Raw genomic sequence first — 15,089 nt, 5'->3', positions numbered from 1 at the left:
AAAAAAATGTATGCTAGAATCTTTTTGAAATATTTATCTTTTGTCTAAAATGGAATTTTAATGAAAATTTTTTTAAGAATCTTTTTTGCTTCATGCATTATCGCTTTTATTGCAATTATTATTTTTGTTTCACAATTCTACTATGAAATTCATAAAGATACTGACAAGATTGTGGAATACAATCCTCCCATTACAACGCAGATTTTTGATAGAAAAGGGCGTTTGATTGCTAATTTATTTGATAAAGAGTTTCGTTTTTATGCAAAATTTGAAGAGATTCCACCGCGCCTTATTGAAGCGCTTTTAGCCATAGAAGATACTTTGTTTTTTGAACACCCTGGGGTTAATTTAGATGCGATTATGCGCGCTATGTTAAAGAATATCAAAAGTGGTGGTTATGTGGAAGGTGGTAGCACTATTACTCAACAGCTTATAAAAAATGTTGCTTTAACAAGGGATAAGACTATTGAGCGCAAACTCAAAGAAGTGTTGTTGGCTTTTCAATTAGAAACAATTTTAAGCAAAGAACAAATTTTAGAGCGTTATTTGAATCACACTTATTTTGGGCATGGATTTTATGGAATCAAAACTGCCTCGCAGGGATATTTTCGTAAAGAAATGGATGAATTGACGCTAAAAGAAATTGCAATTCTTGTATCTTTGCCTAGAGCGCCTAGCTTTTATGATCCTACAAAAAATTATGATTTTTCTTTGGCAAGGGCAAATAATGTTTTGCAAAGAATGGAAGAGTTGGGCTGGATTAGTAAAGAGCAATTAGATAAAGGTATTGCAGAATCTCCAAAAGTGTATGATGATACTTTGACACAAAATATTTCTCCTTATGTGGTGGATGAAGTGCAACGGCAGCTAAAAGATGTCGCTGATTTAAAAAGTGCTGGTTATAAAATTTATCTTAATATTGATTTGGACTATCAAGAGATTGCCCAAGAATCTTTACTTTTTGGATATGAGCAGATTTTATCTCGCCATAAAAATGATGAGAAAATACAAGAAAAACTCAATGGTGCTTTTGTTGTGCTTGAAAATAAAACAGGCAAGATTCTTGCATTAGTTGGTGGTGTGGATTATCAAAAAAGCCATTTTAATCGAGCAACACAAAGTAAAAGACAAATTGGCAGTAGTGTAAAGCCTTTTTTGTATCTTAGTGCTTTGAATTCGGGACTTGGACAAAACTATAGGATTCCAGATATTACAAGAACTTACGAATACAGAAATGGTGGTGTGGGCAAAAAATGGCAACCTAAGAATTATACGCCTAATATCAATGGTTATGTAACCTTAAAAGAAGCTTTGCGGAAATCATTAAATCTTGCAACCATTAACTTAGTGGAGGAAGTTGGGTTTGATAAGATTTATGGGGAAATTTTAAATTATGGATTTAGTAATGTCCCAAAAGACTTGACAATTTCACTTGGAAGTTTTGGTTCATCGCCTTTGGAGATGGCAAAAAATTTTATGGTATTTTCTAATTATGGTCGAGTGATTGAGCCTAGATTAATAGATAGAATTATCGACAATCAAGGAAATACCACTTATTTTCAAGAGGAAATAACTGATTTAAACACTCCACAACAAAGTTTTTTGGTGGTGGATATGTTAAGAGATGCTGTGAGAAATGGGACAGGGAGACGAGCTAAGGTTAATGGAATTGAGCTTGCAGGTAAAACAGGAACAACAAATGAGAATGTTGATGCGTGGTTTTGTGGATTTTCACCTAGCATCGAAGCAGTGGTTTGGTATGGTAAAGATGACAATACTGCAATGGGAGCTGGAGAAACAGGGGGGATTGCACCTGCATCAACCTTTGCATATTTCTTTGAGCGGATTTTGACAATTGATCCGGGATTGGAACGAGAATTTAAAATACCAGAGGGTGTGAGAAGTCAAGTGATAGAGGGTGAAATGATTTATTATACCGATAAATCACCTTTGCGATACAATCCAAATAAAAATCAAAATGGGATTATTTTTTAATGAAGATTTTTTTAAGAAGATTTTATCCTTACATTAGGGAATATAAACTTTATTTTTTTTATGCTATTGTAGGGACAATTATGGTGGCAACTGCAAGTAGTGCTAGTGCATACCTAGTTAAGCCTGTTTTAGATGATATCTTTATTAAAAAAGATATTACTATGTTGCAGATTCTGCCTTTTTTTGTAGTTTTAGCTTATTTTGCTAAGGGACTTGGCGCTTATATACAAACTTATTATATGAGTTTTGTAGGTCAAGACATTGTTAGGCGGTTAAAAGAGATTTTATTAAGTAAAATGCTAACTTTTGAAATGGAATTTTTTAATCGCTATCGCAATGGAGAGTTAATCTCTAGAATCACTGGCGATATTGGAGCGGTGCAGGGTGCGGTGTCAAATTACTTTATTGAAGGCATTAGAGAGAGCTTGACTATATTGGGGCTTGTTGGGGTGGTGATTTATCAAAGTCCTGAATTGGCTTTTTATGGGCTCGTAGTTATGCCTTTAGCGCTTTATCCTATCGCGCTTATTGCAAGAAAAATGCGCTATGCTTCTACAAAAATGCAACAAAAAAATGCTGATTTGTCTGCAAAATTAATAGAAATTTTTAATAATATTGAGCTTATTAAAGCAAGTTCGGGAGAAACCATAGAAAAAGAAGAATTTTCAAAACACAATAAGGAGCTTTTTAACCTTTCCATGAAAACGGTGCGTGTTTCAGAATTAACTTCGCCATTAATGGAAACTTTAGGGGCAATCGCAATTGCTGTGGTGATTTTTATTGGGGGGCATAAGGTTATTAATAATGAGATTTCCACAGGGGCGTTTTTCTCTTTTGTAACAGCACTTTTTATGCTTTATACTCCTTTTAAGCGCGTAAGTGGTCTTTATGCTAAAATCCAAGTAGCTTTTGCTGCAGGAGATAGAATCTTTGAAATGCTAGATAGAAAAGCCAAAATCAAAGATGGAAGCAAGATATTGCAAGATGGAGTAAAAGAGATTATCTTTAAAGATGTGGATTTATTTTATGGAGAAAAACAAGCTTTAAGTAAAATTAATCTTACAATTCACAAGGGTGAGAGTATTGCTTTAGTGGGAAGTAGCGGAGGGGGTAAAAGTTCGCTTGTTAATTTGCTACTGCGTTTATATGAACCAAATAAAGGAAGTGTAAATATTAATGGCTGTAATATTCAAGATTTTACTCAAGCAAGTTTAAGAACAAAGGTGGCAATTGTTACACAGAGAATTTTTATTTTTAATGATAGCATTGCAAAAAATATCGCTTATGGAAGTGCCATAGATGAGACAAGGGTAAAAGAAGCTCTACATAGAGCTAGAATTTTGGATTATGTAGAATCGCTCCCTAATGGAATCCATACGATTTTAGAAGAATTTGGGGCAAATCTAAGTGGAGGACAGCGACAGAGGATTGCTATTGCAAGGGCACTTTATAAGAATCCAGAGATTTTAATTTTGGATGAAGCCACAAGTGCGCTAGATAATAAAACCGAGGAGGAATTTAGAGATGCGCTTAGTGAGATTATCAAAGATAGAATCGTAATCATCATTGCTCACAGATTCTCTACAGTTTCTTTGGCTGATACGATTTATTTCTTTCAAAGTGGGAGAATTATTGCACATGGTTCGCAAGAAAAATTATTAAAAGAATGTGAATCTTTTAGGGAATATTACAAAAATCAGTAATTTTCTTATTTTAAATTATGTTATAATTAAATAAAATTTTAAGTAAGGCGCTAAAATGTCAAATCTATCAAATGTTGATCAAATAACCAATCTCCATAGAAATAACGAATTACAGCTTCTTTGTTTTAGGCTAGAAAAAGATAAAGATTTATATGCAGTGAATGTTTTTAAGATTCGTGAAGTGGTGAAATACCGAGGTGAAATTACGATTGTTTCTCACGGGGGGAGTTCGTTGGTAGAGGGGTTGATTACGATTAGAGAATTAACTATTCCGTTGATTGATTTGAAAAAATGGTTTTATTATGATTCAAGAGATAAAACAAAAAACCTTGAGCCTTATGGAATTAAACGAGAAGAGGGCGATGATGAAGTCATCATGATTTGTGAATTTTCTAAATGGACGGTGGGTGTTAGAATCTATGAAGCCGATCGGATTTTGAACAAAAAATGGACAGAGATAGAGCAAAGTGCAGGCATTGGGAATTCCGGATTAAATAGCAAATTAGTAAGCCGAACACGCTATTTTGATGGACGCTTGGTGCAAGTGGTGGATATTGAAAAAATGCTAGTTGATGTATTCCCATGGATTGAAGATGAGAAGAATGATGAGATTGATAAAATCAAACAAATCGTAACAAGTAATGAAGTTTTATTAGCAGATGATTCTCCAAGTGTTATTAAAACAATGCAAAATATTCTTAATAAACTTGGTGTGAATTATAAAACTTTCCCTAATGGACAGAGATTGTTAGATTATATTTTTGCTAAAGATACAGATATTTCCAAAATAGGAATTGTGATTACCGACCTAGAGATGCCAGAGGCAAGTGGATTTGAGGTTATTAAACAGGTAAAAAATAATCCACTAACAGCCAATATTCCTGTTGTTGTTAATTCTTCGATGAGTGGGAGTAGCAATGAAGATATGGCGCGTTCTTTAAAAGCTGATGAATTTATCTCCAAATCTAATCCAGTAGAAGTGGAAGATGCCTTAAGACGCTTTATGATTAAATAATCTTTCTTATTCCAAAAGGGCTTTTAGCCCCCATAAATACGAAATATACAAATATATATATTGACTTAAATCAAATCTTTTATCCTCCTTAAGTGCTATAATTCTTTTGCATTAAAAATGCTAAGCAAATTAAGGAGGCATATATGGCGCAAACAAGACGCGAGTTTTTGAAGACAGCAGCAGCTGTTAGTGCGGCAAGTGTTGCAGGTATTGCAGTTCCAGCACCTCAAGCTTTGATAGCAAAAGAAGTTGAAGGTGGTTGGAAATGGGATAAGGCAGTTTGTCGATTTTGTGGAACAGGCTGTGGAATTATGGTTGCTACTAAAGATGAGCAAATCGTAGCTATCAAAGGCGATCCAGCAGCACCCGTAAATCGAGGTTTGAATTGTATTAAAGGTTATTTTAATGCCAAAATTATGTATGGGCAAGATAGATTAACTCAACCTCTTTTGCGTGTCAATGCACAAGGTGAATTTGATAAAAATGGTCGATTCCAACCAGTGAGTTGGCAAAGAGCTTTTGATGTTATGGAACAAAAGTTCAAAGAAGCTTATAATGAGCTAGGTCCAACAGGAATTGGTGTTTTTGGTTCTGGGCAATACACGATTCAAGAAGGCTATGCGGCAGTAAAACTCATCAAGGGTGGCTTTAGAAGTAATAATATTGATCCTAATGCTCGACATTGTATGGCAAGTGCGGTTGTGGGATTTATGGAAACTTTTGGAATTGATGAACCAGCTGGTTGCTATGATGACATTGAATTAACAGATACTATTGTAACTTGGGGTGCAAATATGTCTGAAATGCATCCGATTCTTTGGGCTAGAGTTACTGATAGGAAACTATCTTCACCTAATAAGGTGCGCATTGTTAATCTTACTCCTTATTCTAATCGCACTTCAGATTTGGCAGATACAGAGATTGTTTTTACTCCACATACGGATTTGGCTATTTGGAATTATATTGCAAGAGAGATTGTTTATAATCACCCAGAATCAATTGATTGGAACTTTGTGAAAAAGAATTGTATTTTCACAACAGGTTTTGTTGATATTGGTTATGGTATGAGAACAGATATTAAACACGCCAAATACGATTCAAAAGAGCTTGATATAGCAGCAAAAGAGAAATCTAAAGTTTTAAGTGAGAATGAAGGAGTTACTTTACGCTATTTGGGTATGAAAGCAGGTGAAGTAATGGAAAATAAACACGCTGCTAGTGCTGGGAATCACTGGGAAATTTCCTTTGAAGATTTTAAAACAGCCCTAGAACCTTATACGCTTGATTTTGTTGCTAAAATTGCAAAAGGTGATTCAAAAGAAAGTTTAGAATCCTTTAAAGAAAAATTAAAAACACTAGCAAGTTATTATGTAGATAAAAATAGAAAAATCGTTAGCTTTTGGACTATGGGTATGAATCAACACACAAGAGGAACTTGGGTGAATGAGCAAAGCTATATGGTTCATATGTTGCTAGGAAAACAAGCTAAACCCGGAAGTGGTGCATTCTCTCTCACAGGACAACCTAGTGCTTGTGGAACAGCAAGAGAGGTGGGGACATTCTCACATAGATTACCAGCAGATATGGTAGTAGGAAATAAAAAACACAGAGAGATTACAGAGAAAATTTGGAAACTTCCAAGTGGAACTATCAATCCTCAAATTGGGGCGCATTTTATGCAAATTATGCGCAATTTAGAAGATGGTAAGATTAAATGGGCTTGGGTGCAAGTTAATAATCCTTGGCAAAATACTGCTAATGCAAATCATTGGATTAAAGCAGCTAGAGAAATGGATAATTTCATTGTGGTTTCAGATGCTTATCCGGGAATTAGTGCAAAAGTAGCAGACTTAATTTTGCCAGTTGCAATGATTTATGAAAAATGGGGTGCGTATGGAAATGCTGAACGCCGCACACAACATTGGAAACAACAAGTCTTGCCACAAGGAAATGCAATGAGCGATACTTGGCAGATGATGGAATTTTCAAAACGATTCACTCTAAAAGAAGTATGGGGTGAAAAGAAAATCAATGATAAACTTACATTGCCAAATGTGCTAGAAGAAGCTAAAGCAATGGGATATAGTGAAGATACAACACTTTATGAAGTGCTTTATGCTAACAAAGAAGCAAAAAGCTATAAAACCGATGATAAAATATTGGAAAATGAATTGAACTCTGAAGTATTTGGTGATAAAAGACAAGTAATTGGCAGTGATGGCAAAGTTTTTGAAGGTTATGGATTTTTTGTGCAAAAATATCTTTGGGAGGAATATCGTAAATTTGGTATCGGACATGGACATGATTTAGCGGATTTTGATACTTATCATAGAGTTAGAGGTTTAAGATGGCCTGTAGTAGATGGTAAAGAAACACAATGGAGATTTAATAGCAAATATGACTATTATGCAAGAAAAGCAAATAATGGAGAGTTTGCTTTCTATGGAGCTTTTGCAAAAGAATTGCCAAGGGGAGATTTAAAATCGCCCAAAACAAGTGAAAAATATTCGCTTAAAAACAAAGCAAAAATCTTTTTCCGCCCTTATATGGATCCACCAGAGATGCCAAATGCAGAATATCCATTTTGGCTAAGTACTGGTCGTGTGTTAGAACATTGGCATAGTGGAACAATGACGATGAGAGTGCCAGAACTTTATCGTGCAGTTCCAGAAGCATTGTGCTATATGAATCCAGAAGATGGAGAGAAACTAGGTATTCAGCAAAATGATGCAGTTTGGGTTGAATCAAGACGAGGAAAAGTCAAGGCAAGAGTGGATATGAGAGGTAGAAATCGACCTCCAATGGGCTTAGTGTATGTGCCTTGGTTTGATGAAAAGGTGTATATTAATAAAGTTTGTCTTGATGCGACTTGCCCAATTTCTAAGCAAACTGATTTTAAAAAGTGTGCAGTGAAAATTTATAAGGCATAAAATCTATGGAGAACAAAAATCCAAGAAGAGTTTTCTTTATTCAAGCAGCACAAGCAGTCGCAATGACAATGGTGGGTGGATTAGTTTGGAGTGCTTTTTTAAAGGAAAGCAAAGCTAATCCTCTTATTTTACGACCACCGGGTGCTTTAGAAGAAAAAGAGTTTTTAAAGCATTGTATTAAATGTGGGCTTTGTGTTGAGGCTTGTCCTTTTGATACCCTAAAGCTTGCAAGCGCAGGAAGTGGGAAGCCCATTGGAACGCCTTATTTCATTCCACGAGAGATTCCTTGTGAGATGTGTCCTGATATTCCTTGTGTAGCTATTTGTCCTACAAAAGCCTTGGAGCCGAAGTTGGTGCAGAGTGATGGAATATGGGAGATTAATAAAGCAAAAATGGGTGTGGCTATTGTGGATAAAGAGCATTGTGTGGCTTATTGGGGGATTCAATGTGATGCGTGTTACCGCGCTTGTCCTTTGATAGGCGAGGCGATTAAATTAGAGCTAAAACGAAATGAGCGAACTGGAAAGCATTCTTACTTGCTACCTGTTGTTGAAAGTGAGGTTTGCACTGGTTGTGGTAAATGTGAAAAAGCCTGTGTAACACAAGATGCAGCCATTATTGTAATGCCTAGGGAAATTGCTTTGGGAGCAGTAGGCACAAATTACATTAAAGGCTGGGAAAGGCAAGATGAAAAGAGATTGGAAAATGCGACATTGCACCATTTAAAAAAAGATAAAGAGAATTTGCAAGAAGTGCAAGATTACCTTAATAGTGGGGAGCTATGATGAAAAAGTATCGTTTTTTGGTCTTAAGACGCATTGCTCAAATTGGCTTATTGTGTTTATATGTTTTGGGTAATTATGCAGGGATTAAGATTTTGCAGGGCAATCTTAGTGGCTCTTTGCTTTTTGAGATGATTCCATTGAGTGATCCTTTTGCTATTTTGCAACTTTTATTTAGTGGAGCGATAGTTGGAATCAATGCTTTAGTGGGTGGATTAATTATTCTTGTCTTTTATGGTTTGATTGTTGGGAGAGCTTTTTGTTCTTATGTTTGTCCTATGAATCTAGTTACGGATTTGGCAAATTATTTGCGCAGAGTTTTAAATATCAGCTATGCACCGCTTTATTTAAGCAGAAGAATACGCTATGTTGTTTTGTTTTTGACTTTGATTCTCTCAAGCTTATTTGGAATGGCAGCTTTTGAAGCTATTAGTCCTATTGGAATGATTCATCGTGGAATTGTTTTTGGTATGGGCTTTGGAGCTTTTGCAGTGCTTTTAGTGTTTTTGTTGGATTTATTTGTTGTATCTCATGGATTTTGTGGTCATTTGTGTCCGCTTGGAGCTTTTTACTCGCTAGTAAGTAAATTTGCTTTTTTGAAGGTGAAATATGATTTGGATTCTTGCACACATTGTATGGAATGCAAAAAGATTTGTCCAGAAAAGCAAGTACTTGGATTGATTGGAAAAGAGAGTGGAAAGGTTATAGGTGGAGAATGCACTCGATGTGGAAGGTGTATTGAAGTTTGTGGGGATAATGCCCTTAGATTTAATCTTTTAGATTTTGCAAAAAAGGAAATAAGATGAATTTTAAAACAATAATGATCGTGGGAGTAAGCGCACTCTCCTTAGCTTTTATTGGTTGCAAAAGTATGCAGGGTTATTCTGCTGAAGAAATAGGTTTGAGAAAAACGACACTTTTTAATGAGGAAGCACAAATTCAAGCTTATGATTATGAAGGTAAGGTAGCGGGTGAATCAGAACTAATTGAGCGTGCTTTTGAAAATGCCCCTCCTATGATTTCACACAATCTTGATGGAATGTTGCCTATTACAAAAGACAATAATTCTTGCACGGGTTGCCATTTGCCCGAGATTGCAGAAGCAGTAGGAGCAACAGCTATGCCTAAATCTCATTTCTATGATTTAAGAAATAATAAAGACTTGCATGGGGAAATGGATGAGAATCGCTTTAATTGTGTGATTTGCCACACAACACAAGTAAATGCAGCACCTTTAGTTGAAAATAACTTTAAGGCTGATTTTCGTCAAGAAAATAGTAATACAAAATCTAATTTGCTTGATGTTTTAAATGAAGGTGTGAAGTGAGAGAAAATCGTAGAGATTTTTTTAGCTTTTTATTAAAAGGTGGGAAGAAAAAGGAAAGTGATTTTTGGCTTCCACTCCCCCCTTATAATCAAGATAAATCTCTTTTTGAGAAAATGTGCAAAGATTGCAAAAAGCCTTGTGTAGAAGCGTGTGAAACAATTTGTCAAAAAGGGATTATAAAGGTGTGTGATGAAATTCCTTATGTGGATTTTAGCTTGGAGGGGTGCAAGCTTTGTGGTGAGTGCGCAAAGGCTTGTCCTAATGAAGTTTTAAAAGAAGAGAGTGAGAGTCATTGGAATTTTGAAGTATGTATTGATGAACTTCAATGTTTAGGTTATCATAAAACGATGTGTTATACTTGCAAAGAAGTTTGTCAAAGTGTGCTTGGGAGCCAAAAAGCCATTGATTTTATAGGAATGTTTTATCCTGTAATTAATAAAAATTGCATTGGTTGTGGGTTTTGTCTTGGTGTATGTCCAACTAAAGCTATTACTCTAAAGGAAAGAAAATGCTAAAAATAATTTTTTTATTCTTGTGGTTTTTGGGGAGTGCTTTTGCGGTAAATCCCTTTTATCAATTAAGTTTAAAAAACAATATTATTGATATGAATTATATAGATAATAGACTTTTTGTGGCAACAGATTTTGGTGAAGTGGTGGAGATTAACTTTGATTCTAAGTTCCAAAATATTTCCCAAAAAACCCTTATAGAGCTACCCCATATTAGTAATTTTTTTGGCGATTCTTATCCGCCTAAGGTGTTTTCTGTGGATTTTTTTGATCAGCGATTCTTGATTGATAGCGAGGGGAGTGATGGAAAAAAGAATCTTTTTATTTTTGAAGAAAAACTGGAAAAACTACCTTTAGTCTTAAATGTCAAAAAAGCAGCTTTTGTAGATAAAGATAGGATTTTTTTAGGATTAATGAGTAATGAGATTGTATTGTATGACTTAAAAGATAAAAAAGTGATTTATCAAAAACAGCTTTCAGAAGCGACTTTTTCGGATTTTATTTTAAGTAAAGATAGGACAAAGTTTCTTGTTTCTTGTGAATCTGGAATCTTGTATTATGGGGAAGTTTTAAGCGGAGAAGTTTTGGAAGAATTAAGCGGAATAAATAAAGATAATGTTTATGAAGCCAAGATGGCTTCTACTTCAAATGGACTAGTTGTGATTACAGCAGGACAAGACAGAAAAGCAGGGGTGTATTTAAAGAATTCGCAAAGCTATGCTAAGGAAGCGGAGTTTTTGGTGTATAGTGTAGGGCTAAGTGCGAGTGGAGAGTTTGGGGCTTATATGAAAAATGAGATGAGCGATATTGTTATTTTTAAGATTTCAAGCAAAGAAGAGGTCGCTATTTTGCAGGGGCATAATAGCTTATTAAATAGTATTATTTTTGTGGATGACAAAAGAATCATAAGTGCTGAAGATGAAAAGAATATTTTGTTTTGGAAATTGCCTTAAAGGAAAAGTATGCAAAATGAGAAAATAGAAGATTTTAATGTTTCAAGTTTGGTGGTGATGTGTAAGGGGGGAGATATTCAAAGGCTTTGGGGGGAGATTGAAGAGATTCCACAGACACAATGTCATTACAAAGATGAGAGTGGTAAGATTGTTGTTACTATTGAATCAAGTAGTGTTGATGAAGAAATACGAACATTAAAAAAGATTGAAGGCTTAAAAGGTGTAATATCTACACAAATGATTTATACTTATCATAATTTTGAATTAGAAGTTTTGCAAGAGAATATTCAAAGGCAAGAAGTGGTGCCTGAAATCCTTAAAAATGATAAGCTAAAAGCTGAAGAAATAGGATATAGCGGGGATGTTCAAGATAAAATTGATAGCATTTTAAATCTAAAAAATAAATAAGATTGCACTATTTGCAGTCTTAAATTATCTGTATTCTAAAATAATCAAAGTTAATTTTTTGTGTTTTTGTTTTCTGTGTTTTTGTGGAGATTGAGAAAAAATAGAATATTGGCAAAACTTTAGTGTTTAAAAAAGTTAAACAGATAGATTCTTGTTCTTATTTTTAAGAAAAGTTTGATAATATAAAAGGATATTTTTTAGAAGGAATGTAAATGTTTCATTTGGATGTAGCGCACCCATATTTTGGTGTTTTTGTAATTTTTATTTTTACTTTTGCTCTTTTTTTAACTATGACATTTCTTTCTCGTTTTATAGGAAGAAAAATGGCAAGCAAAAATACACAAAAGCTGAAATTAGCCCCTTATGAATGTGGATTGGCTCCTACTAAGCAGCCTAACCGAATCTCATCGCAATTTTATTTAATGGCGTTATTGTTTATTTTGTTTGACATTGAGATTATTTTTATGTTTCCTTGGGCAGTAGATTTTAAAATTTTGGGTATTTTTGGTTTTGTTGAGATGATTTTGTTTCTTTTGTTATTAGTTGTGGGATTTGTTTATGCATGGAGAAAAGGAGCATTGCAATGGCAGAGCATGAAGTAGATTATTTAAGACATAAGGGGCTTCCTATTGCGCTAAGCAGTGTGGATAAGTTAGTTAATTGGGGTAGAAGTAATTCGTTGTGGGCTATGACTTATGGGCTTGCGTGTTGTGCTATTGAGATGATGGCAACGGGGGCTAGTCGGTATGATTTTGATAGATTTGGGACGATTTTTAGGGCTTCTCCAAGACAAAGCGATGTGATGATTATTGCAGGAACAGTCACCAAAAAACACGCACAATTTGTAAGGCGACTTTATGATCAAATGCCTGAACCTAAGTGGGTAATTTCTATGGGAAGTTGCGCTAATACGGGTGGAATGTTTAACACTTATGCCACTGTGCAAGGGGTAGATAGAATCATTCCTGTGGATATTTATTTGCCTGGTTGCTCACCGCGACCTGAAACACTGCAATATGCCCTTATGGTATTGCAACAAAAAATCCGCAAACAAAAAGCCAATCATAAAAAAATGCCAAAGCGGCTAATTTAGGGAATTAAAATGAGAGAATATAAGCCAAAAACTAATGCACAAAAGCAGGTTTATTACAAAGATCGTTTTTATGTTTCACCGCAGATTCCTAAAGAAAATATCACTGATGAATCGGTGCTAAAAGAGCTAAAAGCTCTAGAGGAAGTTTGCAGGGTTGCTGAAGCTTATGTAATGCGTGGAACTCCAATTGTTTGGGTGGAAGCGGAGATGATTTATGAATGTTTGGAAAAATTAAAAGCTTTGGGTTATGAAGTTTTAAGTGAAATGAGTGCTATGGATTATTTGGAGCAAAAGGGAGGATTTGAGATTTTTTATCAATTGCTTAATATAAAAGAAAAGAGGCGATTGCGCGTGAAAATATTCTTAAAGAAAGGCGAAAAAATCCAATCTGTTAGTGGGCTTTTTAAAAGTGCTAATTGGAGCGAGAGAGAAATGTATGATATGTTTGGAATCTTACCCCAAAATCATCCTTATCCAAAACGAATTTTAATGCCAGATGATTGGGTGGGTCATCCGCTTTTAAAAAGTTATCCTTTGCAAGGTGATGAAAACGCCCAATGGTATGAAGTGGATACGATTTTTGGTGAAGAATATCGTGAGGTTATTGGCAGGGAACAAAGAGATTCAGCTAGAATTGATCGCTATGATACGACAAGATTCTCGCGACTTGGTTATGAAGTTGGCTATGGAGAAGAGATTGATAGAAATAAAGAGAGAGAAAAGCCTATTTGCTACCAAGAAGAAGATGGAGTGCTTTTTGTATCCAAACTCGATCCTAAAAATTCCAAACAATTAGAAAAAAGGAAATAAAATGCAACAACCAAATAAGCTAATGCCTTTTTATGAAAATGTTGCTTTTGATAGAATTAGCGATAATGCGATGGTGTTAAATTTTGGTCCTCAGCATCCAAGTTCACACGGACAATTGCGGTTAATTTTGGAATTAGAGGGTGAGAAAGTTATTAAAGCAACTCCAGAAGTTGGTTATTTACATCGCGGAATGGAAAAAATGGCAGAAAATATGATTTATAATGAATTTTTGCCAACAACAGATAGAATGGATTATATTGCCGCAAGTTCAAATAATTATGCTTTTGCTTTGAGTGTTGAGAAGTTACTTGGAGTAAGTGTTCCTCGCAGGGCGCAAGTGATTAGAACAATGCTTTTGGAACTTAATCGAATTATTTCTCATTTATTCTGGCTTGCCACGCACGCCCTTGATGTTGGAGCGATGAGTATTTTTCTTTATTGTTTTAGAGAGAGAGAATTTGGAATTGACTTGATTGAAGATTATTGTGGGGCTAGATTGACACATTCAAGTATTAGAATTGGGGGGGTTCCATTAGATTTGCCGCTAGATTGGTGTGATAAGCTTAAGGTATATTTGGATTCTTTGCCAAAACAAATTGCTTTGTATGAGGGGATTTTGAGTGAGAATCGTATTTGGAGAATGCGTTTAGAAAATGTGGGCGTTGTTAGTCCTGAAATGGCAAAGAGTTGGGGTCTTAGTGGAGTTATGTTGCGTGGTAGTGGAATAGAGTGGGATATACGAAAAGAAGAACCCTATGAGCTTTATAATGAATTGGAATTTGATATTCCAGTGAGTTATAGTAATGATAGCTATGGGCGTTATTTGCTTTATATGGAAGAAATGAGACAAAGCATTAGAATCTTGTATCAGTTGATTGAAAAATATAAAGAGACAGATTCTTTATTAATGTGTGAAGATGTGCGTTATTTTTCTGCACCAAAAGAGCAAATTATGACACAAAACTATTCATTAATGCAACATTTTGTTTTGGTAACACAAGGTATGCGTCCCCCTGTTGGTGAAGTATATGTGCCAACAGAATCGCCTAAGGGAGAGCTTGGATTTTTTATTAGATCTGAGGGAGAACCTTATCCTTATAGGGTAAAAATGCGAACTCCTAGCTTTTTTCATACTGGAGTTTTACAGGATTTATTGCCTGGACATTATTTGGCAGATGTGGTAACAATTATTGGTAATACAAATATTGTTTTTGGAGAGATTGACCGATGAAGCGTTTTGATTTAAGGCATTTAAAGAATGATTTTGGAGGGCGTTTGGAAGAGATCTTGAAAACACAGCTAGAAATGGGGGAAGTAGGGATTTTTTTGTTTGAAGTCTTGGAATTTGAAAATGTGCAAAAAAGTGCGGATATTGTAGCAAAAAGTGGAAATGAATTGTTAAATTCCTTGCGTTTTAATGAAGTGGATTGGACAATTGTAGTAAAGAGGGTTTGTTAATGTTAAGAGAGTTTTTTGAGATTTATTGCCAAAATGGCGGAAAAATTACTCCCCTTAGTCAATATTTAAAAGAAGAGCAAAAAGGTGCAGCGGTTTTACTAGGCGG

Annotated in this window: 15 protein-coding genes; all 15 read left to right on the top strand. The window is 35.1% G+C overall.

The genetic code is table 11. The annotated features are described in order from the left end of the window. Window positions 1–60 precede the first annotated feature (60 nt). The 15 genes from MKD52_RS05615 to MKD52_RS05545 all read left to right on the top strand — a co-directional run bounded on the left by MKD52_RS05615 (window position 61) and on the right by MKD52_RS05545 (window position 14,983). Window positions 61–1,995, top strand: coding sequence for a PBP1A family penicillin-binding protein (locus MKD52_RS05615; RefSeq protein WP_242099558.1), 1,935 nt, complete (start codon window positions 61–63; stop codon window positions 1,993–1,995). Further along, entirely contained in the window at window positions 1,995–3,698 is a 1,704-nt protein-coding gene (locus MKD52_RS05610) for an ABC transporter ATP-binding protein (RefSeq protein ID WP_242099557.1), read from the top strand. The genes MKD52_RS05615 and MKD52_RS05610 overlap by 1 nt, the downstream gene beginning before the upstream one ends. Window positions 3,699–3,753: 55 nt before the next feature. Next, the gene (locus MKD52_RS05605) at window positions 3,754–4,713 is read left to right on the top strand and encodes a chemotaxis protein (protein WP_112056605.1); all 960 of its coding nucleotides are present in this window, start codon (window positions 3,754–3,756) and stop codon (window positions 4,711–4,713) included. 143 nt (window positions 4,714–4,856) lie between these two features. Then, window positions 4,857–7,643: a nitrate reductase catalytic subunit NapA gene (gene napA / locus MKD52_RS05600; RefSeq protein WP_242099556.1), complete on the top strand. Its 2,787-nt coding sequence runs from the start codon at window positions 4,857–4,859 to the stop codon at window positions 7,641–7,643. Window positions 7,644–7,648: 5 nt separating this feature from the next. Then, window positions 7,649–8,428, top strand: coding sequence for a ferredoxin-type protein NapG (napG, locus tag MKD52_RS05595; protein ID WP_242099555.1), 780 nt, complete (start codon window positions 7,649–7,651; stop codon window positions 8,426–8,428). Further along, entirely contained in the window at window positions 8,425–9,231 is an 807-nt protein-coding gene (napH, locus tag MKD52_RS05590; protein WP_112056608.1) for a quinol dehydrogenase ferredoxin subunit NapH, read from the top strand. Before napG ends, napH begins: the two co-directional genes overlap by 4 nt. After that, a complete protein-coding gene (locus MKD52_RS05585; protein ID WP_112056609.1) occupies window positions 9,228–9,752 on the top strand; it encodes a nitrate reductase cytochrome c-type subunit in 525 nt (174 codons plus the stop codon). The genes napH and MKD52_RS05585 overlap by 4 nt, the downstream gene beginning before the upstream one ends. Next, window positions 9,749–10,267, top strand: a complete 519-nt coding sequence (locus MKD52_RS08670) for a 4Fe-4S binding protein (RefSeq protein ID WP_242099554.1) — start codon at window positions 9,749–9,751, stop codon at window positions 10,265–10,267. Before MKD52_RS05585 ends, MKD52_RS08670 begins: the two co-directional genes overlap by 4 nt. Next, window positions 10,261–11,214 carry a nitrate reductase gene (locus MKD52_RS05575; protein WP_112056611.1) on the top strand — a complete coding sequence of 318 codons (954 nt, stop codon included), beginning with the start codon at window positions 10,261–10,263 and terminating at the stop codon, window positions 11,212–11,214. Before MKD52_RS08670 ends, MKD52_RS05575 begins: the two co-directional genes overlap by 7 nt. Before the next feature lie 9 nt (window positions 11,215–11,223). Continuing rightward, window positions 11,224–11,622, top strand: a complete 399-nt coding sequence (locus MKD52_RS05570; protein WP_242099553.1) for a chaperone NapD — start codon at window positions 11,224–11,226, stop codon at window positions 11,620–11,622. Window positions 11,623–11,834: 212 nt separating this feature from the next. After that, entirely contained in the window at window positions 11,835–12,224 is a 390-nt protein-coding gene (locus tag MKD52_RS05565) for an NAD(P)H-quinone oxidoreductase subunit 3 (protein ID WP_112056613.1), read from the top strand. Further along, entirely contained in the window at window positions 12,206–12,715 is a 510-nt protein-coding gene (locus MKD52_RS05560; RefSeq protein ID WP_181566520.1) for an NADH-quinone oxidoreductase subunit B, read from the top strand. The genes MKD52_RS05565 and MKD52_RS05560 overlap by 19 nt, the downstream gene beginning before the upstream one ends. Before the next feature lie 9 nt (window positions 12,716–12,724). Further along, window positions 12,725–13,525 (top strand): NADH-quinone oxidoreductase subunit C, encoded by an 801-nt coding sequence (locus tag MKD52_RS05555; RefSeq protein ID WP_242099552.1) that lies wholly within the window; start codon window positions 12,725–12,727, stop codon window positions 13,523–13,525. Window position 13,526: 1 nt separating this feature from the next. After that, window positions 13,527–14,756 carry an NADH dehydrogenase (quinone) subunit D gene (gene nuoD / locus MKD52_RS05550; RefSeq protein ID WP_242099551.1) on the top strand — a complete coding sequence of 410 codons (1,230 nt, stop codon included), beginning with the start codon at window positions 13,527–13,529 and terminating at the stop codon, window positions 14,754–14,756. Continuing rightward, window positions 14,753–14,983: an NADH-ubiquinone oxidoreductase subunit E family protein gene (locus MKD52_RS05545; protein ID WP_112056617.1), complete on the top strand. Its 231-nt coding sequence runs from the start codon at window positions 14,753–14,755 to the stop codon at window positions 14,981–14,983. Before nuoD ends, MKD52_RS05545 begins: the two co-directional genes overlap by 4 nt. Window positions 14,984–15,089: the final 106 nt, after the last annotated feature.

It is taken from the genome of Helicobacter sp. CaF467b (genome assembly GCF_022664765.1).
Classification (GTDB): domain Bacteria; phylum Campylobacterota; class Campylobacteria; order Campylobacterales; family Helicobacteraceae; genus Helicobacter_D; species Helicobacter_D colisuis.
The sequence above is the reverse complement of the archived record's forward strand: the minus strand, read 5'-3'. Positions and strand labels throughout refer to the sequence as shown.

What these genes read in the sequence shown, in the direction of transcription:
- MKD52_RS05570 (WP_242099553.1), top strand. Translation starts at nt 11,224, where the DNA reads ATGCAAAATGAGAAAATAGAAGATTTTAATGTTTCAAGTTTGGTGGTG.
- napA (WP_242099556.1), top strand. Translation starts at nt 4,857, where the DNA reads ATGGCGCAAACAAGACGCGAGTTTTTGAAGACAGCAGCAGCTGTTAGT.
- MKD52_RS05605 (WP_112056605.1), top strand. Translation starts at nt 3,754, where the DNA reads ATGTCAAATCTATCAAATGTTGATCAAATAACCAATCTCCATAGAAAT.
- MKD52_RS05610 (WP_242099557.1), top strand. Translation starts at nt 1,995, where the DNA reads ATGAAGATTTTTTTAAGAAGATTTTATCCTTACATTAGGGAATATAAA.
- napG (WP_242099555.1), top strand. Translation starts at nt 7,649, where the DNA reads ATGGAGAACAAAAATCCAAGAAGAGTTTTCTTTATTCAAGCAGCACAA.
- MKD52_RS05585 (WP_112056609.1), top strand. Translation starts at nt 9,228, where the DNA reads ATGAATTTTAAAACAATAATGATCGTGGGAGTAAGCGCACTCTCCTTA.
- MKD52_RS05555 (WP_242099552.1), top strand. Translation starts at nt 12,725, where the DNA reads ATGAGAGAATATAAGCCAAAAACTAATGCACAAAAGCAGGTTTATTAC.
- MKD52_RS05575 (WP_112056611.1), top strand. Translation starts at nt 10,261, where the DNA reads ATGCTAAAAATAATTTTTTTATTCTTGTGGTTTTTGGGGAGTGCTTTT.
- MKD52_RS05565 (WP_112056613.1), top strand. Translation starts at nt 11,835, where the DNA reads ATGTTTCATTTGGATGTAGCGCACCCATATTTTGGTGTTTTTGTAATT.
- nuoD (WP_242099551.1), top strand. Translation starts at nt 13,527, where the DNA reads ATGCAACAACCAAATAAGCTAATGCCTTTTTATGAAAATGTTGCTTTT.
- MKD52_RS05560 (WP_181566520.1), top strand. Translation starts at nt 12,206, where the DNA reads ATGGCAGAGCATGAAGTAGATTATTTAAGACATAAGGGGCTTCCTATT.
- MKD52_RS05615 (WP_242099558.1), top strand. Translation starts at nt 61, where the DNA reads ATGAAAATTTTTTTAAGAATCTTTTTTGCTTCATGCATTATCGCTTTT.
- napH (WP_112056608.1), top strand. Translation starts at nt 8,425, where the DNA reads ATGATGAAAAAGTATCGTTTTTTGGTCTTAAGACGCATTGCTCAAATT.
- MKD52_RS05545 (WP_112056617.1), top strand. Translation starts at nt 14,753, where the DNA reads ATGAAGCGTTTTGATTTAAGGCATTTAAAGAATGATTTTGGAGGGCGT.